Raw genomic sequence first — 21,683 nt, 5'->3', positions numbered from 1 at the left:
TTCACAACACCGAACGCGCCGCCGCCAGCACGCTGCCGTCGGAGACCATGCGCAGCGCGGTGGCGACTTCGCCGTCCAGGGCGCGGTCGCGCGGCAGGAAAGCGATGCGCTCGCGGATCGCCGCGTGCGCGGCCGCGACCGCGCGGCCCGGACGGAACTCTTCGGCCGCCGCGAGCTCGCTGCGCAGGCCTTCGACCTCGGCCAGGAAACCGGCGTGATCGGCGTCGCTGGGCAGCGGACCGCCGGCGACCTTGCCGGCAAGCCCCTGCGCATCGGCGCGGTCGGCCAGATCGCGCGCGGCATTGATCATGTCGCGACGCAGGTCCAGGGCCTGGGCGGCCGTGTACAGCTCCAGCGCCAGCACCTTGCCCAGATCGTCGGCCATCGCCAGCACATGCCGGGCCTCATTGGCGCCCATCGAGACATGGTCCTCGGCATTGGCGCTGGTCGGGATCGAATACACCGAAGCGGGATGCGCGCGGCTGGCCAGGTCGTTGACGATCGCCGCGGCGGTGTACTGCACGATCATGTGGCCGGACTCGGTCGAGTCCTCGTTGCCGATCAGGAACGCCGGCAGGCCGTCGTTGGTGGCCGGATCGACCAGCTTGTTGAGGCGGCGCTCGGAGATGCTCGCCAGCACCGGGATCGCGGCCTTGACGTAGCTCATCGCCAGCGCCAGCGGCATGCCGTGGAAGTGGCCGGCCGAGATCACCTGCTGCTCGACGTGCTCGGCCTGCGCGTCCGGGAACACGATGGGATTGTCGGTGAGCGAGTTGAGCTCGACCTCGAGCACGCGCGCGGCCTGGGCCAGCGCGTCGCGCACGGCGCCGTGCACCTGCGGAATGCAGCGCAGCGAATAGCTGTCCTGCGGCTGGTGCTTCTTGCCGCCGCGGAACGGCCGGAAGCGCAGGTAGAACTTCTCGCGGCCGTGACGCTGACCGAACGGTACCCAGTCCCAACCGATGTCGAAGCGCAGGGCCTGCGATTCCGGGGTGTCCCAGCTGTGCGGCTGCCAGGCGCGGAAGCGCGGCACCAGGTGGTAGGGAATGTCGGACAGGGTCGAACCCTCGAGCAGGCGGCGCAGGTGCGCGGCCACCTCGACCTGGCCCGGATGCGGGCGCAGCGCGTGCACTTCCTCGGCGAACGCGCCCAGGCGGCCGGCGAAGGCGTCGATGGTCATGGCCGCGGCGAGGTCGGCGGTGTCGGCCAGATCCTCCAGCTTCTCCAGCGCCAGCACGCCGCAGGCCAGCATCTGCGCGGTGCCGTTGTTCAGCGCCAGGCCTTCCTTGTACGACAGCGTGACCGGCTTCAGGCCGGCGCGCTCCAGCGCCTGCGCGCCGGGCATGCGCTCGCCCTCATAGAAGGCTTCGCCGCCGCCCAGCAGCACGATCGCCAGATGCGACAGCGGCGCCAGATCGCCGCTGGCGCCGACCGAACCCAGCTGCGGCACCACCGGCACGATGCCGGCGTTGAGCATCGAGGTCAGCGCCTGCAGGGTCTGCACGCGGATGCCGGAGTGGCCGCGCATCAGGGTGTTGATGCGGATGCACAGCATCGCGCGCACGATCTCCGACGCGAACGCCTCGCCCACGCAGACCGCGTGAGTGACGATCAGATTGCGTTGCAGTTCCTCGTGCAGGGTCTCGCCCGAGGCCTGCGCGCCCGGCAGTTGGTCGCGCAGGTGATGGGCGCCCAGCAGGCGATCGGCGTTGCTGCCGAAGCCGGTGGAGACGCCGTAGATCGGTTCTTCGCGACGCACCTGTTCGGCCAGGAAATCGGCCGCGCGTTGCACCGCCGGCAGTTGCGCCGCGGCCAGTTCGACCTGCGCGCCGTAAGCCACCGCCACCAGTTGCGCGCGCGTCAGCGAACGGCCATCGAGTTGAATCTTGTTCATTTGCAACCTCGCCTCGCACCCTGGCGATCATCTGAACGGCGGGCGTTCACCGCGAACGGTCTGGCCCGGCCGAGCGTACTCGGGAGTCGGTGCGTCTATGCCACATTGGGAACCGCGACGGCGGATGCGCGCCGCGGAGTGATTCGGTGCGCCGTCACGCCGGATTCCCATCCGGGTCGCGGCGCACCGTGTAGCGGAATCCGGAGGCGAACCCGCGCATCCGGTACCGCGATCCAACGGCGCGATCGGGCGGCAACGCGGTCGTACCACCCGCGGCGCCAAGGCCGTTCGCGCCTCGATTGCTCACTCGGACACGGCCTGCGGCATGACCCGCGCCTGCTCCAGCTCGATCCGCAGCGTGCGCGCCAGATCGCCGCGCGCGACTTCGAACTGGTCCTCGCGGCGCAGGTCCTTGACCGTCGCGGTGCCATTGGCGATCTCGTTCTCGCCCAGCACCACCACGAAGCGGATACCGGCGCGATCGGCGTACTTGAACTGCTTGCCCAGCTTGGACGGCTCCATCACCACTTCGGTGTTGAGGCCGCCGTGGCGCAGCTCGTTGGCCACCGCCAGGCAGTGCGGCAGGTGCGCGTCCTCCATCTGGGTGACCAACACCTGCACCGTGCTTTCGGCGGTGCTGACGATGCCGGCCTTCTGCAACTGATAGAACAAGCGGGTCAGACCGATCGAGATGCCGACCCCCGGCAAGTGCGACTTGGTGTAGTTGCTGGCGAGATTTTCGTAACGCCCGCCCGAGCAGATCGAACCCAGGCCCGGGTAATCGTTGAGCGTGGTCTCGTAGACGGTACCGGTGTAGTAATCCAGGCCGCGCGCGATCGAGAAGTTCAGCGCGTAATTCTGTTCCGGCACGCCCAGCGCGCGGATCAGTTCCAGCACCTCGCGCAGTTCCGCAACGCCTTCGCGCAGGGTGTCGTTACCCTCGCCGAGCGCATCCAGACGCGCCATCGCATCGGCGTGCGAAGTCGAACGTACGCCTACGAAATCCAGGATGGTCGCAACCGCCCCGGCGCTGAGACCGAACTCCGGGCCGGTCAGGGTTTCGCGCACGTAGTCGGCGCCGCGCTTGTCGAGCTTATCGACCTCGCGCAGCACCCGCGCCTGCAGCTCGGCATCGGCCACGCCCTGGGCCTCGAAGAAGCCGCGCAGCAGCTTGCGATTGTTGAGCTGGATGGTGAACGCACCGATGTCGAGTTCGGAGAACACCGCGTAGATCGTCGCCGGCAACTCGGCGTCGTAGCGCACGCTGAGCGAATCCTTGCCCACCACGTCGATATCGCACTGATAGAACTCGCGATAGCGGCCGGCTTGCTGGCGTTCGCCGCGATAGACCCGCTGCATTTGATAACGGCGGAACGGAAACGCCAGGTCGTGCTCGTGCTCGGCCACGTAACGCGCCAGCGGCACGGTCAGGTCGAAGCGCAGCGCCAGTTCGGGCGTGGCGCGCTCCTCGGCCTTGTTGTTCTTCGCGCGCGAACCGGTGGATTCGACGAAATACACCTCGCGTTCGGTCTCGCCGCCGCTCTTGGTCAACAGCACCTCGGTCAGCTCCATGACCGGGGTTTCCACCGGCAGGAAGCCGAAGCGCTCGAAATTGCGGCGGATCGTATCGAGCATGCGCTGGAACGCGATCTGGTCGGGCGGCAGCAGCTCCATGACGCCGGGCGGGGTGCGTGGCTTGATCAAGCGGGACTCCGGAGGAAAGACGCGCCGGCCCGGCGCGCTGCGGCGCGCGCCGGGTGGACGCAAGGCCCGTAGTTTAACGTTCCGCCCGTACGCCGCACCCTCACCCGGAACGGCGCCTGCGCGGGCTCGCGCGACGGATTGCGGCCTGCCTCTTGCTCGCCTCGATCGGTGTCGCTAGAATTGTCGGCTCAGCTGTCGGGGTGTAGCTCAGTCTGGTAGAGCGCTACGTTCGGGACGTAGAGGTCGCAGGTTCGAATCCTGTCTCCCCGACCAATCTGCTGAAAGCAAAGGCTCTGAAAGCCGCAGCGATGCGGACCTTCAGGGCCTTTTTGCTATGCGCGGTGCCGTGCTGGCGGGCCGCGCGCGCTACTTCGCCGCCTCCGGCACGGCCGACGCCGCCCGCATCGCCGCCTCCAGATCCGGATCGCGACCGCTGCAGTAGTCCTCGCGCGTCCACGCCACCGCCTGATCCGGCTGCACCGGCCGATCGGCGAAGTCGCGGCCGTCGGCGCCCCACAGGCCATGCACTGGCACGGTCAGGTTCCAACCCTGGCCGAGCGCGAAACGCTCGCCGCTGAGCAGTTCGCCGGCGCTGGCGCGGCCGATGAAGCGGGCCGGCGTGTGCAGGCGCAGAACCCAGGCGAAGCCTTCGCCGGAACTGGCGGTCTCGTGGTCGATCAGCACCAGCACCAGGCCGGCGTAGCGTCGGCCGTCCAGGGCGTCGCTATGGAATACCGCCGCGCCGCCGTGCTCGGACACGGCCTTGAACACCGCCTCGTCGGTGTAGGCGCCGACCACCTTGGGGCCGGCGCGCACCTCGTCCGCGCTGGGCGCGTGGCCCAGTTTTTGCAGATACGGGCGTGCGAACAGGCCCAGCACCGGCGTCTCGCCAGCGGGCATGAAATAGCTGGCCAAGCGCAGCGCCGAGGTGTTGCCGCCGCTGTTGCGGCGCAGGTCGACGATCAGGGCCTGAGTGTCGGCCAGTTCGCTCATGGCCTGATCGGCCAGCGTGGCGGCGCCGTCGTCGAAGCGATCCACGCGCAGATAGCCCACCGCCAGGCCGCTGCGCGGCGTGTAGCGGGTCCAGCGCCAGCCCGGATGTTCCGGCGGCCAACCCATCGCGACGCGCTCGACATTCAGGCGACGCTCGCCGCCCGCGCAATCGCGGATCGCGACCTCGGCACGGCTGCCCAGCGGCCCGGGCAGATCGTCCGGCGAACCCAGCAACTGGTCGCCTGGCCGCAAGCCGTGCCCCCATGCCGGACTCAGCGACGAGACGTCGACCGCGGTCTGCACGCCGTCCACGAGCTCGAAACGGGCGCCGATGCCGCGGCGCTGGTCGCCGCTCTTGCTCGGCGCCGACAGCGAGGTATGCGAGCTCTTGAGTTCGCCCAGCATGCGCGCCACCAGGGCCTTGAAGGCCGCGTCGTCGCGGACCTGGCGCAGCTGCGCGCGGTAACGGCGCCCGGCCTCCTGCCAGTCCACGCCGTGGAAACCGGGGTCGTAGTAGTTCTGATCGACGCGGGTCCAGACCCGCTCGAACAGCGCGGCATAGTCCGTTGCCGGCTCGGGCTTGGCGGCCCCGCACAGCAAACCGGCGACGATCGCCCAAGCCACCGCGCTGCGTTTCGCCACTGGGATGTTCCCTGCATTACGGAGACGGGCGACGCTAACAATGCGCTCCGCAGCGCTCAAGAGGGGCGCCCGCTGCGTGCGGCAGGACGTGGCCGGCCGGCGGGCGTCGGACGGCCGCCACTTTGCCGAATCTGCCGTCCCACCCCCGGTTTGGCGCAGACCGCACCGTTACGACTCAAGCACCGGCCCACCGAGCGCCTCTTGCTTGTGCGTCCGGGTATCGTCGCCGGCGCCGGGCGCGCCAGCGGCCCGACCGTACGCGATGGAGGATCGCCAGCCGCACCGACGCGGGTCCGAATGCGACGGATCGGCCGTGGCGATCATCCCTAACAGACAGGTCCGCCCATCCGCTCCAGCCAGGATCGGCACAGGCGGCTCCGCTTTGACAGGTTCTGCTCCTGTCCCCCAAACCGGCCTCGTGCCGGTTTTTTTTGGCCCGTCGATGCCTCGCCCGGCTCGATCCGCTGTTTCGGACCCGGATTCGACCTCAAGCCTCGCTAGCGAGGGCCCCGGCTGCTAAGTGCCTGTCGTACATGAACAATCGCGTCGAGATATATCGCGGTGGCACAGACTTTGCGTCCCAACTCCGTGACTCAGATCACACTTTCTCTGAGTCCATCCCCCTGGGGCCGCCCCGCCCCCTTCAGTCATACGGGATACGGACCATCCATGCCGTCTTTACATCGACTTACGTTGTCCCTGGCCTTGGTCTTGGCCGGTGGAACCTTACACATCACGTCAGTAGCTGCCGCTGAAGGTCAATCTGCGGCCGAGATCCCCTACGCCCAGATCGAACGACTGCGCGCCGACCGCGATTGGCTGGCGGCGCTGTCCTTGATCGAACGCCACCTCGCGGTGCACCCCGCCGACGCCGATCTGTACCGCCTGCGGGTGCTGACCCTGGCCGACATCGGCGCCCGCGACCGCGCGCGCACCCTGTACCTGGCGCGCCCGCAACTGTTCAGCGCCGAACAAGCCGCCGACCTCAACGCCGCCGGCCTCGCCCGGCGCATCGTCTGGAGCAAGGCCTACGCGGTCGACGAGGCCACCCGCCTGGAAGAGGCGCGCGCGGCCGACGCCGCCATCGACGCCTACCGTGCGCAGCTCGCGAGCGCCGGCACGCCGGAGCCGGCCAGCCTGGCCTACGACCGCCTGGTCGTGCTCAACCGGCTCGGCCGCCATCAGGAAGTCGCCGACGAATACCGTCGCCTGGAAAACAGCGGCCGCCCGGTGCCGGGCTATGCCCTGGGCGCGGTCGGCGATTCGCTGCTGACCCTGCGCCGCCCCGACGAGGCCGCGATCGCGCTGGAGCGCGCGCTGCAGGCCGACCCCGACGACCCCGACCTGCCGATCCAGCTCGGCTACGCGCATCTGGAACGCGAACGCTACGACCTGGCCCTGCCGCTGCTGCGCGGGCTGGTCGAGGCGCGCGCGCCCTGGCCGCACGCGCCCGGCGCGCGCCGCGGCTACGAGAACTGGCAACGCTACGACGCCGAGACCAACTACGCCCTGGCGCGCGCCTTCGGCGAGGACCAGCCCGGCGCCCAGGCGATGCTGGAGCCGCTGGCCGCGATCGGCCCCAACAACGCCGATCTGCAAGCGTCCTTGGGCTCCATCTATATGTTCCGCGGCTGGCCCAGCCGCGCGCTGGAGCGCTTCTCGATCGCCAGCACCCTGGACGAGCGCAATGTCGAGGCGCGCATCGGCCAGGTCGAAACCCTGTCCACGCTGCAGCGCTACGACCTGGCCCGGCCGATCCACGACCAGTTGCTGGCGCGCTACCCCAACGAAGCCCACGTGCGCTCGATGGACCGCAACTGGGACATGCGCCGCGGCTGGCAGGCGCGCGTGTACGCGGCCGGCGGACGCAACCGCGACGGCGGCGGCGCTTCGCCGCTGGGCAACCGCGACCGCGAGTACGGCGTCGAAGTCGCCACGCCCTTGATCGACGATCGCTGGCGCCTGCTCGCGCGCAGCGGCCGGCGCTGGGCCGATTTCCAGGGCGACCGCAGCGTCGCCCAACGCAACGAGGTCGGCCTGGGCTACGCCTACGACCGTCTCGATGCGCAGCTCTATGTCGGCCGCGACCGCGACGGCCTGGGCGGCACCGCGATCGCCGTCGGCGCCGGCTGGCGCATCGACGATCGCTACTCCCTGCGTGCGCGCGTGAGCCGCAACGACGCCACCGCCTCGCTGCAGGCGCGCGCGTCCGGCATCACCGGCGACTTGGTCGAGATCGGCGCCGACTACCACCCCAGCGAACGCACCGCGCTCGGCGCCAGCCTGCAGCATTGGCGCTACGACGACGGCAACCGGCGCGATCAGCTCAGCCTGGCGTTGGACCAGCGCCTGCTCAGCCGCCCGCACCTGCTGATCGACGGCCTGGCCAGCCTCGGCGCCGGCCGCGGCAGCCGCGACGACGCGCCCTACTTCAATCCTTCGCGCGACGCCTCGGCGGAATTCGGGATCCGTTTCGATCATCTGACCTGGCGGCGCTACGACCGTCATTTCCGCCAGCGCCTGACCTTGTCCTCGGGCGCCTATTGGCAACGCGACTACGGCACGGCCTGGGTGCCGTCGCTGCGTTATCAACACGAGTGGCAGTTCGCCCCGGGGCGGGTGCTGAGCTACGGCCTGAACTGGTCGCGCCCGGTCTACGACGGCCAGCGCGAACAGCGCCTGGGCTTCGACGCCGAATTCCGCTGGGGAGAATGAGATGAACCGTCCACACCGCCCCTCGCGGCTGATCCTGATCGTGCTGGCGCTGTACGCGCTGGTGTTCTGCATGCTGCTGCCCGCCGCCGCGCGCGCCGCCGAGCCGCTGCTGGTGCTGAGCTACCACGACGTGCGCGACGACGTCGCGCGCAAGGGCGACGGCGATGCCTATGCCGTCAGCACCCAGAACTTCGCCGCCCACCTGGACTGGCTGTCCGGGCACGGCTATCACCCGGTCTCGCTCGCGCAGGTGATCGCGGCCAACAACGGCGGCGCGGCGCTACCGTCCAAGCCGGTGCTGATCACTTTCGACGACGGCCTGCGCAGTCTGTACACGCGCGCCTTCCCGCTGCTGCGCGCCTACAACTACCCGGCCCTGGCCGCGGTGGTCACGCATTGGGTCGAGCTGCCGGCCGGCGAAACCGTCGACTACGGCCCGCGTCCGTTCACCGGCGACGACTTCGTGACCTGGGCGCAGTTGCGCGAGATGCAGGACAGCGGCCTGATCGAAGTCGCCAGCCACAGCGACGACCTGCACCACGGCATCGTCTCCAATCCGCAGGGCAACTCGACCCCGGCCGCGGTCACCCGTCGCTACGATCCGGCCAGCGCGCGCTACGAAAGCGAGGCCGAATACCTCGCGCGCGTGCGCGCCGACCTGGAGCGCAGCAAACAACGCCTGCAGCGCGAACTCGGCCGCGCCCCGCGCGCGGTGGTGTGGCCGTATGCGGCCTACAGCAGCGTCACCAACGACATCGCCGAGCAGCTCGGCATGTCGGTCTCGTTCGACCTGGAAGGCCGCAGCACGCCGATGCCGTCGGATCTGCACGGCCTGGCGCGTCTGTTGGTGATGAACAACCCCAACGTCGGCGACCTCGCCTATCAGCTGCGCCACGACGACGAGCGCACCGGCGTGCGCGCGTTGCAAGTGGATCTGGATTCGGTCTACGACGCCGACCCGGCCCAGACCGAGCGCAATCTCGACGCCCTGATCGAACGGGTCAAGCAGATCGCGCCCAGCCATGTGTTCCTGCAGGCCTTCGCCGATCCGGACGGCAACGGTTCGGCCGATGCCTTGTACTTCCCCAATCACGCCCTGCCGATGCGCGCGGACCTGTTCAACCGCGTCGCCTGGCAGCTCAAGTCGCGCGCGGGGGTGGTGGTTTACGCCTGGCTGCCGGTGCTGGGCTACGAGCTGCCCGATCCCGCCCGGCGCGCCGCATTGGCGATCCCGGGCGCGCGCGCCGACGAGGTGTATCGCCTCGACTACACCAAGCCGGAGGTGCGCCGCCTGGTCGCCGGCATCTACGCCGACCTCGCCGCCGGCTCCTACCTGGAAGGCCTGCTGTTCCACGACGACGCCTACCTGCGCGACACCGAGCTCAAGGGCAGCGCCGCGGTGGAATCGCAGGCGCGTACCCAGGAGCTGATCGACTTCACTCTGGAACTCAAGCGCGCCGCCGAACGCTGGCGGCCCAAGCTCAAGACCGTGCGCAACCTCTACGCGCGCCCGGTGCTGGAACCGCAGAGCGAGGCTTGGTTCGCACAGCGCCTGGACACCTTCAACCGCGCCTACGACTACACCGCGCTGATGGCGATGCCGTGGATGGAAGGCAGCCGCCAACCCGAGCGCTGGCTGGACCGCCTGGTCGCGGCCGCGCGCGCGCACGATCCGCAGCTCACCCAGACCCTGTTCGAACTGCAGACGGTGGACTGGCGCAGTCGCCGGCCGATTCCGGCCGAGCGCTTGAAGGCGCAGGTGCGGCGTCTGCTCGCCCAGGGCGTGCGTCATCTGGGCTGGTATCCGGACGACTTCGTCGCCGATCTGCCGAGCACCGCCGACGCGCGCGAGGCGCTGTCGGCGCGTTCGTTCCCGTACCTGGAAAAGTGAGGCGATGATCATGCATCGTCTCCTCTACCTGCTGTTCGAGTTCGCGTTCTTCTATCCGATCGTGATGTCGTTCTTCTGGATCTCGGGCGGGCTGTACTACTACCTGCGCCGCGAGCGCCACGAGCGCCCGCGCACCGATCCGCCGCCGCTGGCGGACACCCCGCTGGTGTCGATCCTGATCCCCTGCCACAACGAGGGCGACAACGTCCACGAGACCATCGGCGCGGCGATGGCGCAGCGCTATCCGGATTTCGAAGTCATCGCCATCAACGACGGCAGCCGCGACGACACCGCCGAGAAGCTCAACGCGCTGGCCCAACAGTACCCGCGCCTGCGCGTGATCCACCTCGACCGCAACCTGGGCAAGGCCAACGCCATGCGCATGGGCGCGCTGGCCGCGCGCTCGGAGTACCTGGTCTGCATCGACGGCGACGCCCTGCTGGACGAGTACGCGACCCATTGGATGGTCTGGCACCTGGCCTCGGGCCAACGCGTGGGCGCGGTCACCGGCAACCCGCGCATCCGCAACCGCTCCACCCTGCTCGGTCGCCTGCAAGTGGGCGAGTTCTCCTCGATCATCGGCATGATCAAGCGCGCCCAGCGCGTGTACGGCCGCTTGTTCACCGTCTCGGGCGTGATCTGCGCGTTCCGGCGTACCGCCCTGCACCGGATCGGTTACTGGTCCGACAACATGGTGACCGAGGACATCGACATCAGCTGGCGCCTGCAGATGGACCACTGGGACATCCGTTACGAACCCAACGCGCTGTGCTTCATCCTGATGCCGGAAACGCTCAAGGGCCTGTGGCGCCAGCGCCTGCGCTGGGCCCAGGGCGGCGTCGAAGTGCTGCTGCGCCACAGCCGCGACCTGCTGTCCTGGCGCAAGCGCCGCATGTGGGCGGTGATGGCCGAATACATGCTCAGCGTGGTCTGGGCCTACACCATGGCCTTCATCCTGCTGCTGTGGGCCTTGGGCCTGTTCCTGCCGCTGCCGCCGGAGCTGACCATCCGCAGTCTGCTGCCGTCCTGGCACGGCATGATCCTGGCGATGGTCTGCCTGCTGCAGTTCGCGGCCAGCATCATCATCGACCGCCGCTACGAGACCGGTGTCGGCCGCAACTACTACTGGATGATCTGGTACCCGATGGCGTACTGGTTGTTGAGTTTCGCGACCACGGTCACCGCGTTGCCCAAGGCGCTGCTCAAGCGCCGCGGCACGCGCGCGACCTGGGTCAGTCCTGACAGGGGAATCCGATGAGCACCACCCAGCCTGGCCGCGACCCGGCCGGCCGCCAGAGCACGGCCAAATACGATTCGCGCCTAATCCAGAAGCGGCGCGCCCAACCGCGCCTGCGCCGCACCGCGTGGGGCTTCGTGACCGCGGTGTTCTGGGGCATGTACGTGTACCTGTGGATGCCGGTGATCACCTTCCTGCTGTGGGTGCTGGGCATCCGCAACGCCTACTTCGAGCTGTACATGCGCGAGCACCGGGTCGAGCCCTTCCTGCTGATCGCGCTGCCGACCCTGGCGTTGTGCGCGACCGTGCTGCTGATCGCCTGGGCCGAGTACAACCGATGGCGCTTCTCCGGCAAGGACCGCCGCGGCGCGCCGCCCAGCGCGCCGCTGGACGACATCGCGCGCGCTTTGGGCGCCGACATCGAGATCGGCGCGGCCCTCAACGCCGGCCGCGTCGTCGTGCTGAACATGGACGCCCAGGCGATCCCGCGCGGCGTGCGCGCGGTGCTTGCGCCCACCGAGGAACCGGTTCCCGCTTAAGGCTTGCAGGAGCGGCGCGAACCGCGCCCATGCGACGGCCCGTGACGTCGGTGTGCGGCCGTGGGTCGCGCCGCTTCTGTAACGCCCTCACCGCGCCGCGAGGCCGGATTGACGGCCGCGCCCCGCGATACCCAGAATCCCGCTATCGCTGGATTCGGCGGATAGCTCATGGACCACTACGCAGTCCTCGCACTCCTGCTCGCGGCGCTGGCGTTGCCGGTAGTCGCGTTCTGGCTGTTGCGATCGCGCACGCGCCTGCACGGCCTGGTCGCGGCGGGCATCGCGGTCGCGCTGGGCTGGGCGCTCAATCTGGCCTATGCGTTCGCCGCTCAGGATCCGGCCCCGGCGGCAGACGACAACGTCGCCATCGCCGCCGCTTTCGGCTGGGCCTGCCCCGCCGTGCTGGTGCTGCTCACCTGGCTGGCTCGGCGTTTCGTGGTGCGCCGTGCACGCGCCGACAAACCGCAAGTGTCCTGACCGCCAATCACGGGAGAGTGGAGATGATGCGATACCTGATCTCGTTCGATGACGGAACGATGACGATTCCTGAAGCCGATTTGCCCGCGGTATCCGAGGCCTCGCACGCCGTGGTGCGCGAAGCCAAGGCCGCCGGGGTCTGGATCTTCGGCGGCGGGCTTCTGAGCCAACAGGCCAGCATCGTAGCCAGCGACGGCTCGGTCTCCGCCGGCCCCTACCCGGAAACCAAGGCGGTGATCGGCGGCTTTTCGATCATCGAAGTGCCCTCGCGGGACGAGGCGCTGCAGTGGGCGGCCAAGCTCGCCGCGTCCTGCCGTTGCGCCCAGGAAGTGCGCGAGATCATGTACAACCCGGAGTCCTGATCGCGGCGTCGGTCGTCGCCTCGCCGGCCCTGCGGCTCCCTGCCGGCGAACGCTAGCCCGAATCCGACAAGGCGCACTACCATGCGCGCATGCCGACGCCCAGCACGCACGACTACGCCGACGGCCATGTCATCCATCTCTTGCCGCGGCTCGAAGCGGCATCATCGCTGGAGCGGGCGCCGAAGGCTTTAAGACTCCCACGTCGCATGAGCGTCGCCGGGCGCAGGTCGTTCGCGCTCATGAACGCGATCGCATCGGCCGGCGCCGCCTGGGCCCTGCATCTGCTCTGGACCAGCGACACGCCCGGCGCTTGGTTCAACCTCATCTTCACCGTCATGATCGGCGGGCTCACGGCCGCGCTGTGGGCGCTGTTGATCGCTTCGATCCGGCAGGCGAAGCACGAAGCTCGGCTGCAAGCGGCTTGGCGCGCAATGGGGCCCAACGCGATCGCGACGACCGGCCGGGTGAGCGAGCGGCGCTGGACGCTCGCCGAAGACGGTGCGGTCGCTTCGTTCGCGCTCGTCGTGCAGATCCCCGGCGACCGGCCGATTAGCGGCCAGTGGCATCCCGAGCACTCGCGCGAGTATCTGCTGCAAACCCAAGTTCCCGGTGTAGGCGCGCAGGCGCGCGTCTGGTGCGCCCCGAATGCCTTGGGCGACACGCCGCGGGTGATCGAAGTCGCCGATCCCTCGGTGGTGGCCTGAGCGCTTACGGGACCACGATGGAGATGTTGGCCCGCTCGGTGCCGGGTGGGTCCGACATGCCCGCCCAGAAGTCCGTGTTGCGCATCCAGGGCTGTAGGCCCATCGGGAAGTCGCGGCTGGGAATCGCCGGCAGCTCGGCCGCGGTGAAGTCGTTGCCGTAGGGAACCAGGGGCTTGCTTACGTCCGGGTTCTGGATGTGCGGGCGCAGCTTGTTCAGGGCGACATTCCAGTTATCGAGCAGGTCCTTGCGCGTGATTGGCCCACCGGGCTTGTCGGCCGTAGGGTGCAGCGCCTTCTGATGGAAGGCCGTCACCGCCTGCCCGGCCGGCGTCGCCTTGAACGCGGTCCAGGCATTGAACGCGGCGTTGCCGAAGGTCACCACCGCTTCGATCTTGCCCTTCGCGAACGCCGCCTCCAGCCACTGATGACGATAGGCCTGAATCTCCGGATCGTTGAGGTGCGGCATCGCCATGTTCTGGTTGAAGATGCCGTACACGAAGGCGTTGATCATCAGATAGCTGCGCGTGTAGCCCAGCTTCTCGACGAAGCCCTGCACGCGCCGCCCGGCCTGTCCCGACAGAATCCGGCGCGTAAATGCCTCGGTCTGCGCCGGGTCCTGGCCGATGACCAACAGACGCGCAGTGCCATTGGCACGGCCGCGGTAGAAGATCGGTCCCCACAGCGAACGAAAACCGTCCGCGCCCCGATACACCGTGTCGTCGGGATACTTCTGGCACAGCGTGCGGAATTTGCCCGTAGGGCCGGTATCGAACGGGTCCGTGTTCATGCTTGACTCCCTGGCTTAGCGCCGTCGCTATCTAGGAACGCGGTCTTTCCTGGTCGGCGGCCATGGTCGGGGCGGGACTGAAGGCTGCCGCGCAAGGCCGCGCACCGGTTCCGACCCCGCCTCCACCGGCTCGCCGCATCCAGCTTGCATAAGTTCAGTGGCTTAGGCCTCATAGATCGGCCGCGACCGCCGACCGCTCACGCACGTGTACAAAGCTAGCCTGGGCGGCATCCCAGCGATCGCGGCTTAGCAGTTCTTCGCCCGCCGAAGCCGCATTGCGGCACGCCCCATCAGGAACCGCCCCATGAGACCAAGGATAGTTCTCGCTACCGCCCTATTGGCCCTCTTCGGCCAGCCCGCCACTGCCTCACAGACCGCCTGCCGTTTCACCGGCGGCGAATCGCCGCAATACTACGAGGTGGAGTTCATCGGCTACACCGACATCGACCCGATGGTCGTCTTCAGCTCGACGACCTTGGGCTCCGGCGATCTGATTACCTTGTCGTCGAAGCAGTACACCCTGAAACAGTTCAGCCAAAAGACGGCGACCGTCGATCTGACGTTTCGCAACCCTGGCGACGATTCGCTGCCGCCGTCTTTCACTCTGATCGGGCAGAAGGGCAAAGCCCAGCTCAAGATCAGCACGCGCACCATCGACGGAAGCTTGAGGTGCGACTTCTAGGCGACCACCTGGACTCGCAACATCACCGGCCTCCCGCGCTGACGATCCACGCCCGCGAGCCGAACCACACGCCTCCGTCCCGATAGTGCTGCGCGACGACTTCGCGCAGTCGCGCCCGCTCGCGCGCGGCGGCCGCTACGTCCAGCGATTGCAAGGCGGCCTTGGTGGCCTGGAACTGCCCGATCCATTCCAAGGCGGCCTCGATGCTATCGCCGTAGTACACAGGCTCGTGTACGTCCTGAAACGTCGCCTGGGCGAACCCGGCCTCGGCGAGCAGGCGCTCGGTGACCGCCGGGTCCGCTAGCGAGAACGCGGCGGTGGATTTGGCGTGGGCACCATGCACGGCGGTGGACCACTCGTTGGCCTCGCGGGCCTGCCAGACCATCATGACGAGACGGCCGTCTTCGGTCAGCACGCTGCGTATGTTGCGGAACGCAGCCAGCGGGTCGGCGAAGAACATGGTGCCGTAGCGGCTGATGGCGACGTCGAAGGCTTGCGATGGGAGCGGATAGGTGGCTGCGTCGCCGTGTTCGAAACGTACGTTGCGCACGCCTTGGGCTGCGGCGAATGCGCGCGCTTTCTCGATCGCCGGGGCCATGATATCGAGGCCCATCGCGCTACCGGACGCCGCCGCACGCGCCGCATCGCGGGTGGTCTGCCCTGCCCCGCAGCCGATGTCCAGTACGCGCTCATGGGCGGCGATGGCGCAGGCGGTGCGGAACACGCGGTCGTGCAACTGCAGTTCCGCGTCGTAGTCCACCGCACCGCCGACGCTCTTGGGGTGCGGGTCCGGCGATGTGGTGTCGGGCGATTGCATGGCGGCTCCCTGCGCTCGCGATCGATCGCGGGCTGGTTGAAACCCTAACACCCGCCCCCCGCACCGGACGCGACGCCTCACACAAAGGCGTCGGTCCCGGCCCATCCATGAGTCGCATGCGGACGGCGCTCAACGGCTGAGCGGAATCTCCAGATACCCATCGCCGTACCACTTCACCCGCAGCGGTTCGCCGGCGTCGGCGATGGTCTCGTCGGACACCGGCTTGCCGCTGCCGTAGTTGATCTGCTGTTGCGGGTTGCGCAGCACGCTGACCACCGCGACCAGGCGACTGCCGGCCGCGTAGCGGCGGCTGGTCAGGCGGCCGGCGCTGAAGTCGAGTTGGGTGCGCTGGTCCGGCGTGAGCAAGGCGCGACGCGACAGGTCGGCGACGTAGCTGGCGCGCGACTGGTAGCGCGACAGCTCGAAGTACTCGCCCTGCGCGTTGAGCTCGTACAAGCCGATGTTGAAGTCGAAGTCGCGCTTGTTCACCGCCAGGTCGAGATGTCCCGAGAACAGGCCGCTGAATTCGCCGGCCTCGGCGAAGGGTTCGCTCACGAATACCAGGCTGTCGGCGGTGTCGATGACTTTATCGACGATACCGCCGCCGGGCACCCTGCGGTCGGCGTCGCTGCGGTCGCGCATGTCCACGGTTTGAGTCACGTAGGCGTCGTGCCCCGACGATTGCGTCAGGAAACGATAGCGATCGCCCTCGCCGGCCGGACCGAAGTGGAAGCGCTGGCGGCGCTCGCCCATCGCGGCCAGCGAAGGAGCGTGCTTCCAGACATTGGCGCCCATCACCTGGTAGTTGATGCGGTCGGCCAGCAGCGCCGGCTTGGGTGCGCCCTTGAACACGTAGTCGAACCACTGGTAGCGCAGCACGCCGATATCCATTTGCGCGACTGGATCCAGTTTGTAGCCGCGCAGCCAATCGCCGGTGGCGACCGTGCCGCGCTGGCCGCTGATGTGGTTGTAGGGGCCGATCACCAGGTAGTGCTCGGCCTGCGGGCGGTAGCGGTAGTGCTCGCGCAGGTAGTACAGCGCGCCGATCTGGGCGCCGTCGTAATAGCCGGTGGTGGTGAGCACCTTGAGGTCGAGGTCGGCGAACTCCTCGCGGTACGGGATCATGTCCTGCCAGTAGCGGTCGTAGTCGGGGTGGTCCAGCCAGCGCAGGTAGAACGGGTTGGGCACGCCGTCGATCTTTTCCAGATCGCGGTAGCTGCGCCCGCTCACATACCACTCGCGCTGCATGCGCTGCCAGCGCGCGTAGTCCTCCATGGCCGCGTTGTCGACGCTGCGGTTATTGGCGACATAGAACGGCCAGTAGTACTGAAAGCCGTAGGTGATGCCGCCTTCCATCGGCACGTCGATGCCCGGCGCGCCAGTGACCGAGGGCATCAGCGCCTTGAGCGCCTTGGGCCGATGCTTGGCCGTGGCCCACTGAGTGAAGCCTTCGTAGCTGCCGCCGTACATGCCGACGCGGCCGTCGCTCCAGGGCTGGGCCGCGATCCAGTCGATCAGCGCCGCGGCGTCGCGGCCGTCGTGTTCGTAGGGCGTGGGTTTGTCGGGGCTGCAGGCCTTGCCGCGGCTGGTGCCGCCGACGCCGACGTAGCCGTGGGCGGCCGAACGCCGGGCCTCGTTGAGCAGCGTCACCGGGTTGGCGTAGATGGTGAAGTTGAGCAACGTCGGCGACTTCGCCGGCGCCGAGCGCTGGCGCACCACCAGCGCGCACACGGTCGCGCCTTCGGGCGTGCGCACCGCGATGTCGCGCTGGATCGTGTAGCGGCGCTGGTCGTCCTGCGCGACCAGGCGCGGCAGCAATGGCCTGAGGTCCCGATAGACCTGCTCGATCTGATAGACCCGCGACAAGCCCAAGGCGGGGTCGCGCTCGATCGTGGTCTTGCCCTTCTGCGCGGCCAGCGCATCGTCCACCGCGCGTCGTTCCTGCGCGTCTTCGGTGGGGTCCAGATTCAGCACTCGCATGGCCAGGGCCGACGTCGGGTCGTCCATCGCCCCGACCACGTCGGCGAACGCACGCCGGAACGCCGTCTCGAAGCTCGTGCCGTCGCGCGTCTGCAGCGCCTTGGCGCGCGCATAGAGCTCGTACTGAATCAGGTTGGGGCGCACCGGCACGGGACCGGTGCTTGGCGCAGTGGTGCGGATCTCGACCAGGCTGCGCTCGGCTTCCGCGTACTGGCCGGCGACCAGCTGCAGGCGGAAGCGGTTGTTCAAGTAGCGCGCACGGTCTTCGTCGCGATAGTCGGTCAGCAGTTGCCGCGCCAGGATCGGCATCGCGGCGTCCAAGGCCGCGCGGTCCTCGACGGCCGCGGCGGGAAACGCATAGGGGGCATCGGCGAATGCGGGCAACGCGGTCAGCCACAAGCATGCACACAGGATCGGTCGCAGCATTCGCCCTCCAGGCGTGACGGTTCCTGGAAGGGATGCATCCAGGCTGCCAAATCGTCGCACAAGGTCGATGGCGGCAGGGACCGGCCGGCGCTCAGGCCTGTCTCGACTCCGGGTGCCGGACCTGCCCTGCCCCACGCACCACGTAGCGCTCGATGGTCAGCGACTCCACGCCCATCGGGCCGTAGGCGTGCAGGCGCGTGGTCGAGATGCCGATCTCCGCGCCCAGGCCTAGCTGGCCGCCGTCGTTGAAGCGCGAAGAGGCGTTGACCATCACCGCCGAGCTGCGGGTGCGGCGCACGAAGGCTTCGGCCGCGGCTGCGTCCTCGGTGGCGATCACCTCGGTGTGGTCGGAGCCGTGGCGGGCGATGTGCGCCAGCGCGGCGTCGAGGTCGTCGACCACGCGCAGGCTCAGGATCAGGTCCAGATACTCGGCGTCGTAGTCGGCTTCGCTGGCCGGCTGCACGGCGTCCGAGTACGCCTGCGCGCGCGCGCAGCCGCGCAGCTCGACGCCGCGCTCGGCCAAAGCCGCGAGCGCGCGCGGCAGGAAGGCCGGCGCGATGTCGGCGTGCACCAGCAGGGTTTCTAGGGCGTTGCACACGCCCGGGCGCGAGGTCTTGCCGTCGATCAGCAAGTCCAGCGCGCGCTCCGGGTCGGCGGCGCGATCCACGTAGAGATGGCACACGCCCTTGTAGTGCTTGATCACCGGCACGCGCGCGTGTTCGGCGACGAAACGGATCAGGCCTTCGCCGCCGCGCGGGATCGCCAGATCGATCAGGTCCGACAGCTGCAGCAGTTCCAGCACGTGCTCGCGCGCTGTGTCCTCGATCAGGGTCGCGGCGGCCTCGGGCAGGCCGACTTCACGCAAGGCCGCATGCAGGCAGGCGGCGATAGCGCGGTTGCTGGCGCGCGCTTCCGAACCTCCGCGCAGCAGCACGGCGTTGCCTGCCTTCAGGCATAGCGCGGCCGCATCGGCGGTCACGTTCGGGCGCGCTTCGTAGATCATCGCGATCAGGCCCAGCGGTACGCGTTGGCGTTCGATCGTGAGGCCGTTCGGACGTTGCTCGCGGCGGGTGACTTCGCCCAGTGGATCGGGCTGGGCCGCGACTTCGCGCAGGGCCTCGGCGATCGCCGCCAGGCGCGCCGGATCCAGGCGCAGGCGGTCCAGCATCGCCGGCGACAAACCGGCGGCATGACCACGTTCAAGATCCTCGGCATTGGCCGCCAGCACCTGCGCCGACTGCGCATCCAACTGCGCGGCCATGGCTTCGATCAGCCGGCGCCGGGTCGCGCCATCGCTGGCCGCGAGCGCGGCCGAGGCTGCACGCGCCTGTAGCGCCAGATTGCGCACGTAGCCGCTCATGCCGGTGTCTCCAGATCGGTGAGTTGCGCGTCCAACAGCACCAGGTCGTCGCGGTGCACCACTTCCTCGCCGTAGCGGAAGCCGAGCAGCGCCTCGATCTCGCGGCTATGACGGCCGGCGATGCGCCGGGTCTCGGCGGCGTTGTACTGAGCCAGGCCGCGCGCCAACGGCGCCGCGGCGGGATCGTCGTGCGGGCGCAGTTCGAGCACGTCGCCGCGCCGGAACTCGCCCATTACCTCGACCACGCCGCCCGGCAGCAGGGAGGCGCCGCGCGCCTGCAGCGCGCTCACCGCGCCTGCGTCGATGCGCAGCGCGCCGCTGGCGGGCGCGTGGCGCAGCCATTGCTTGCGCGCACGCGCGCGATCGCGGCGCGCGGCGATCAGGGTGCCGTGCAGACGACCCTCGCCGAGCGCGCGCACGACCTCGGCGTCGCGGCCGCAGAACAGCGCGGTGGCGATGCCGGCCATCGCGGCCTTGGCGCCCGCCTCCAGCTTGGTGCGCATGCCGCCGGTGCCGAGCGCGCCGGCGCCGCCGCTGGCGGCTTGCAGCAGTTCGGGCGTCACCGCGGCCACGCGCTCGATCGGGCGCGCGTCGGGATCGCGCTGCGGGTGGCCGCTGTAGAGGCCGCCGATGTCGGTGGCGATCAGCAGCAGATCGGCGTCGACCAGCGAGGCCACCGCGGCGGCGAGGTTGTCGTTGTCGCCCAGCTTGAGTTCGTCGACCGCGACGGTGTCGTTCTCATTGATGACCGGCAGTGCGCCCAGGCGCAGCAGCTCGCGCAAGGCGGCGCGCGCGTTGAGATAGCGGCGACGGTGGCGCAGGTCGTCGTGGGTCAGCAGCACCTGCGCCACCGGCGCGGGCGACAGCGACTGCCAGAACGAGACCAGCGAGGCCTGGCCCAGCGCGGCCAACGCCTGGCGCAGCACCAGGCCGTCGCCACCGGTCTTGATGCGTCCGCGACCGGCCGCGACCGCGCCGGAGGACACCAGCACCACTTCGCGGCCTTCGGCGCGCGCGTGGGCGATGAAATGCGCGAGTTCGGTGGCATAGCGCGGGTCCAGGCCGTCTTCGGACGGCCGGTCGGGCGCACCGGCGAGCAGGCTGCTGCCCACCTTCAATACCGCGCGCCGCCAGGACGGCAAAGGCTGCGCTGCGAAGTCCTTTGCCGTCGTGCTCATGTCAGATCCTGCAATCGTTGGCGCAGGCTATCCAGGCGCAGATCGGCGGCGGCGCCGGGCGAGACGCGCGCGGCCAAGCTGGCTTCGGGATCGCCCTGGGCCCAGCGCGCGGGGTCGGCGGCCTGCTTGTAGGCGTCGCGGAACGGCAGACCTTCGCGCGCCAGATCGACCGCCAGGTCGGTGGCGTACATCGAAGGGTCCAGCGCCGCACGCAGGCGCGCGGGCTTCCATTCCAGATTGCGCAGCAGATCCGGCAGCAGCTCCAGCGCGGCCAGTCCGCGGCCGAAGGCGTGGAAGATCGCGCCCTTGGAGAACTGCAGATCGCGGTGATAGCCCGAGGGCAGCGACAGCAACTGCTCGATCTCGGTGCGCGCGGCGGCGGCGGCCGAATAGCTGGCGCGCATCAGCTCGATCACGTCGGGATTGCGCTTGTTGGGCATGATCGAGCTGCCGGTGGTGTACTCGGCCGGCAGGGCGACGAAATCGAATTCGGCGCTGGTGAACAGGCTCAGGTCCCAGGCCAGGCGGCGCAGGTCCAGCAGCGCCGACGACAGCGCCTCGATCGCGCCCATCTCGAACTTGCCACGCGACAGCTGCGCGTACGCAGCCGACACCTGCAGGCGGGCGAAGCCCAGGGCCTGGGTGGTGTGGTCGCGCGCCAGCGGCAGGTTCACGCCGTAGCCGGCGGCGCTGCCCAGCGGATTGGCGTCGACCCAGTCCAGGGTCTGGCGCACGCGCAGCGCGTCGTCGATGAAACCTTCCGCCCAGGCCGCCCACCACATGCCGGCCGAGGACACCACGGCGCGCTGCAGATGGGTGTAACCCGGTAGCGGCAGGGTGGCTTCGGCTTCGGCGCGCGCCAGCGCGACCTGCGCGCTTTCGCGGCACAGCGCGTGCAGGCGCGACAGACGATCCTTCAACCACAAACGCGTGGCGACCAGGATCTGGTCGTTGCGGCTGCGGCCGGTGTGGATCTTGCGGCCGGCATCGCCCAGGCGCTCGATCAGGCGCGATTCGATCGCCGAATGGCCGTCCTCGTAGCGCTCGTCGAGCACGAAGTCGCCCGCGCCGAAGTCCGCGGCCAGCGTATCGAGCTCGCGCGACAGCCCGGCCAGCTCGTCGGCGGACAGGATGCCGATCTGCTGCAGGCCTTGCGCGTGGGCGCGGCTGGCTTCGATGTCGAACAGGAAGAACTCGCGATCCAGGATCACGTCCTCGCCGGCGAGGAAACGCTGGATGCGCGCGTCGACCTTGACGCCGGGTTTTTGCCAGAGCAGATCGGACATGGAGCCTTC

At 69.1% G+C, this 21,683-nt stretch carries 17 protein-coding genes and 1 tRNA gene; 9 read left to right on the top strand and 9 right to left on the bottom strand.

All coding sequences use genetic code 11. The annotated features are described in order from the left end of the window. Position 1 precedes the first annotated feature (1 nt). Both ASE35_RS02875 and hisS read right to left on the bottom strand, forming a co-directional pair. Entirely contained in the window at positions 2 to 1,894 is a 1,893-nt protein-coding gene (locus ASE35_RS02875) for an aromatic amino acid ammonia-lyase (RefSeq protein WP_057161208.1), read from the bottom strand. Between the two features lie 303 nt (positions 1,895 to 2,197). Beyond that, positions 2,198 to 3,598, bottom strand: coding sequence for a histidine--tRNA ligase (gene hisS / locus ASE35_RS02870; RefSeq protein WP_082607327.1), 1,401 nt, complete (start codon positions 3,596 to 3,598; stop codon positions 2,198 to 2,200). A gap of 196 nt (positions 3,599 to 3,794) precedes the next feature. Here hisS and ASE35_RS02865 point away from each other — a divergent pair. Continuing rightward, positions 3,795 to 3,871 (top strand) — tRNA-Pro (locus tag ASE35_RS02865). Between the two features lie 93 nt (positions 3,872 to 3,964). Here ASE35_RS02865 and ASE35_RS02860 read toward each other — a convergent pair. Continuing rightward, positions 3,965 to 5,233: a S41 family peptidase gene (locus tag ASE35_RS02860; RefSeq protein WP_057162913.1), complete on the bottom strand. Its 1,269-nt coding sequence runs from the start codon at positions 5,231 to 5,233 to the stop codon at positions 3,965 to 3,967. Between the two features lie 669 nt (positions 5,234 to 5,902). Here ASE35_RS02860 and pgaA point away from each other — a divergent pair. From pgaA to ASE35_RS02825, 7 genes are all read left to right on the top strand, one after another. Beyond that, complete coding sequence (gene pgaA / locus ASE35_RS02855; protein WP_082611084.1) at positions 5,903 to 7,948, top strand: poly-beta-1,6 N-acetyl-D-glucosamine export porin PgaA; 2,046 nt, start codon at positions 5,903 to 5,905, stop codon at positions 7,946 to 7,948. Between the two features lie 70 nt (positions 7,949 to 8,018). After that, on the top strand, positions 8,019 to 9,839 hold the full coding sequence (gene pgaB, locus ASE35_RS02850) for a poly-beta-1,6-N-acetyl-D-glucosamine N-deacetylase PgaB (RefSeq protein ID WP_235570011.1): 1,821 nt from the start codon (positions 8,019 to 8,021) through the stop codon (positions 9,837 to 9,839). A 4-nt stretch (positions 9,840 to 9,843) separates the two neighbouring features. Further along, positions 9,844 to 11,097: a poly-beta-1,6-N-acetyl-D-glucosamine synthase gene (pgaC, locus tag ASE35_RS02845; protein ID WP_057161212.1), complete on the top strand. Its 1,254-nt coding sequence runs from the start codon at positions 9,844 to 9,846 to the stop codon at positions 11,095 to 11,097. Next, on the top strand, positions 11,094 to 11,615 hold the full coding sequence (gene pgaD / locus ASE35_RS02840; RefSeq protein WP_057161213.1) for a poly-beta-1,6-N-acetyl-D-glucosamine biosynthesis protein PgaD: 522 nt from the start codon (positions 11,094 to 11,096) through the stop codon (positions 11,613 to 11,615). Before pgaC ends, pgaD begins: the two co-directional genes overlap by 4 nt. Before the next feature lie 168 nt (positions 11,616 to 11,783). After that, complete coding sequence (locus tag ASE35_RS02835) at positions 11,784 to 12,092, top strand: hypothetical protein (RefSeq protein WP_056173760.1); 309 nt, start codon at positions 11,784 to 11,786, stop codon at positions 12,090 to 12,092. A 23-nt stretch (positions 12,093 to 12,115) separates the two neighbouring features. Further along, positions 12,116 to 12,454 (top strand): YciI family protein, encoded by a 339-nt coding sequence (locus ASE35_RS02830; protein ID WP_056173757.1) that lies wholly within the window; start codon positions 12,116 to 12,118, stop codon positions 12,452 to 12,454. Between the two features lie 89 nt (positions 12,455 to 12,543). Further along, on the top strand, positions 12,544 to 13,158 hold the full coding sequence (locus ASE35_RS02825) for a hypothetical protein (RefSeq protein ID WP_157489235.1): 615 nt from the start codon (positions 12,544 to 12,546) through the stop codon (positions 13,156 to 13,158). A 4-nt stretch (positions 13,159 to 13,162) separates the two neighbouring features. On the opposite strand, the gene ASE35_RS02820 is transcribed toward ASE35_RS02825, so the two are convergent. Beyond that, entirely contained in the window at positions 13,163 to 13,945 is a 783-nt protein-coding gene (locus ASE35_RS02820) for a uracil-DNA glycosylase family protein (protein WP_057162910.1), read from the bottom strand. Between the two features lie 304 nt (positions 13,946 to 14,249). Here ASE35_RS02820 and ASE35_RS02815 point away from each other — a divergent pair, with 304 nt between their 5' ends. After that, on the top strand, positions 14,250 to 14,627 hold the full coding sequence (locus ASE35_RS02815; protein ID WP_157498930.1) for a hypothetical protein: 378 nt from the start codon (positions 14,250 to 14,252) through the stop codon (positions 14,625 to 14,627). Between the two features lie 22 nt (positions 14,628 to 14,649). Here ASE35_RS02815 and ASE35_RS02810 read toward each other — a convergent pair whose 3' ends face one another. From ASE35_RS02810 to argH, 5 genes are all read right to left on the bottom strand, one after another. After that, the gene (locus ASE35_RS02810) at positions 14,650 to 15,444 is read right to left on the bottom strand and encodes a class I SAM-dependent methyltransferase (protein WP_057162909.1); all 795 of its coding nucleotides are present in this window, start codon (positions 15,442 to 15,444) and stop codon (positions 14,650 to 14,652) included. Between the two features lie 129 nt (positions 15,445 to 15,573). Then, the gene (locus ASE35_RS02805) at positions 15,574 to 17,850 is read right to left on the bottom strand and encodes a CocE/NonD family hydrolase (protein ID WP_057162908.1); all 2,277 of its coding nucleotides are present in this window, start codon (positions 17,848 to 17,850) and stop codon (positions 15,574 to 15,576) included. A 91-nt stretch (positions 17,851 to 17,941) separates the two neighbouring features. Continuing rightward, positions 17,942 to 19,210: a glutamate-5-semialdehyde dehydrogenase gene (locus tag ASE35_RS02800; RefSeq protein WP_057162907.1), complete on the bottom strand. Its 1,269-nt coding sequence runs from the start codon at positions 19,208 to 19,210 to the stop codon at positions 17,942 to 17,944. Further along, a complete protein-coding gene (gene proB, locus ASE35_RS02795) occupies positions 19,207 to 20,388 on the bottom strand; it encodes a glutamate 5-kinase (protein WP_057162906.1) in 1,182 nt (393 codons plus the stop codon). The genes ASE35_RS02800 and proB overlap by 4 nt, the downstream gene beginning before the upstream one ends. Beyond that, positions 20,385 to 21,674, bottom strand: a complete 1,290-nt coding sequence (gene argH / locus ASE35_RS02790; RefSeq protein ID WP_057163398.1) for an argininosuccinate lyase — start codon at positions 21,672 to 21,674, stop codon at positions 20,385 to 20,387. The genes proB and argH overlap by 4 nt, the downstream gene beginning before the upstream one ends. Positions 21,675 to 21,683: the final 9 nt, after the last annotated feature.

The organism is Lysobacter sp. Root916 (assembly GCF_001429785.1).
Lineage (GTDB): Bacteria > Pseudomonadota > Gammaproteobacteria > Xanthomonadales > Xanthomonadaceae > Lysobacter.
This window is presented reverse-complemented; position numbering and strand designations above follow the sequence as displayed.

What these genes read in the sequence shown, in the direction of transcription:
- ASE35_RS02875 (WP_057161208.1), bottom strand. Translation starts at nt 1,894, where the DNA reads ATGAACAAGATTCAACTCGATGGCCGTTCGCTGACGCGCGCGCAACTG.
- pgaB (WP_235570011.1), top strand. Translation starts at nt 8,019, where the DNA reads ATGCTGCTGCCCGCCGCCGCGCGCGCCGCCGAGCCGCTGCTGGTGCTG.
- pgaC (WP_057161212.1), top strand. Translation starts at nt 9,844, where the DNA reads ATGATCATGCATCGTCTCCTCTACCTGCTGTTCGAGTTCGCGTTCTTC.
- ASE35_RS02835 (WP_056173760.1), top strand. Translation starts at nt 11,784, where the DNA reads ATGGACCACTACGCAGTCCTCGCACTCCTGCTCGCGGCGCTGGCGTTG.
- pgaA (WP_082611084.1), top strand. Translation starts at nt 5,903, where the DNA reads ATGCCGTCTTTACATCGACTTACGTTGTCCCTGGCCTTGGTCTTGGCC.
- ASE35_RS02815 (WP_157498930.1), top strand. Translation starts at nt 14,250, where the DNA reads ATGAGACCAAGGATAGTTCTCGCTACCGCCCTATTGGCCCTCTTCGGC.
- ASE35_RS02820 (WP_057162910.1), bottom strand. Translation starts at nt 13,945, where the DNA reads ATGAACACGGACCCGTTCGATACCGGCCCTACGGGCAAATTCCGCACG.
- ASE35_RS02810 (WP_057162909.1), bottom strand. Translation starts at nt 15,444, where the DNA reads ATGCAATCGCCCGACACCACATCGCCGGACCCGCACCCCAAGAGCGTC.
- proB (WP_057162906.1), bottom strand. Translation starts at nt 20,388, where the DNA reads ATGAGCACGACGGCAAAGGACTTCGCAGCGCAGCCTTTGCCGTCCTGG.
- ASE35_RS02805 (WP_057162908.1), bottom strand. Translation starts at nt 17,850, where the DNA reads ATGCTGCGACCGATCCTGTGTGCATGCTTGTGGCTGACCGCGTTGCCC.
- pgaD (WP_057161213.1), top strand. Translation starts at nt 11,094, where the DNA reads ATGAGCACCACCCAGCCTGGCCGCGACCCGGCCGGCCGCCAGAGCACG.
- ASE35_RS02800 (WP_057162907.1), bottom strand. Translation starts at nt 19,210, where the DNA reads ATGAGCGGCTACGTGCGCAATCTGGCGCTACAGGCGCGTGCAGCCTCG.
- ASE35_RS02830 (WP_056173757.1), top strand. Translation starts at nt 12,116, where the DNA reads ATGATGCGATACCTGATCTCGTTCGATGACGGAACGATGACGATTCCT.
- ASE35_RS02825 (WP_157489235.1), top strand. Translation starts at nt 12,544, where the DNA reads ATGCCGACGCCCAGCACGCACGACTACGCCGACGGCCATGTCATCCAT.
- argH (WP_057163398.1), bottom strand. Translation starts at nt 21,674, where the DNA reads ATGTCCGATCTGCTCTGGCAAAAACCCGGCGTCAAGGTCGACGCGCGC.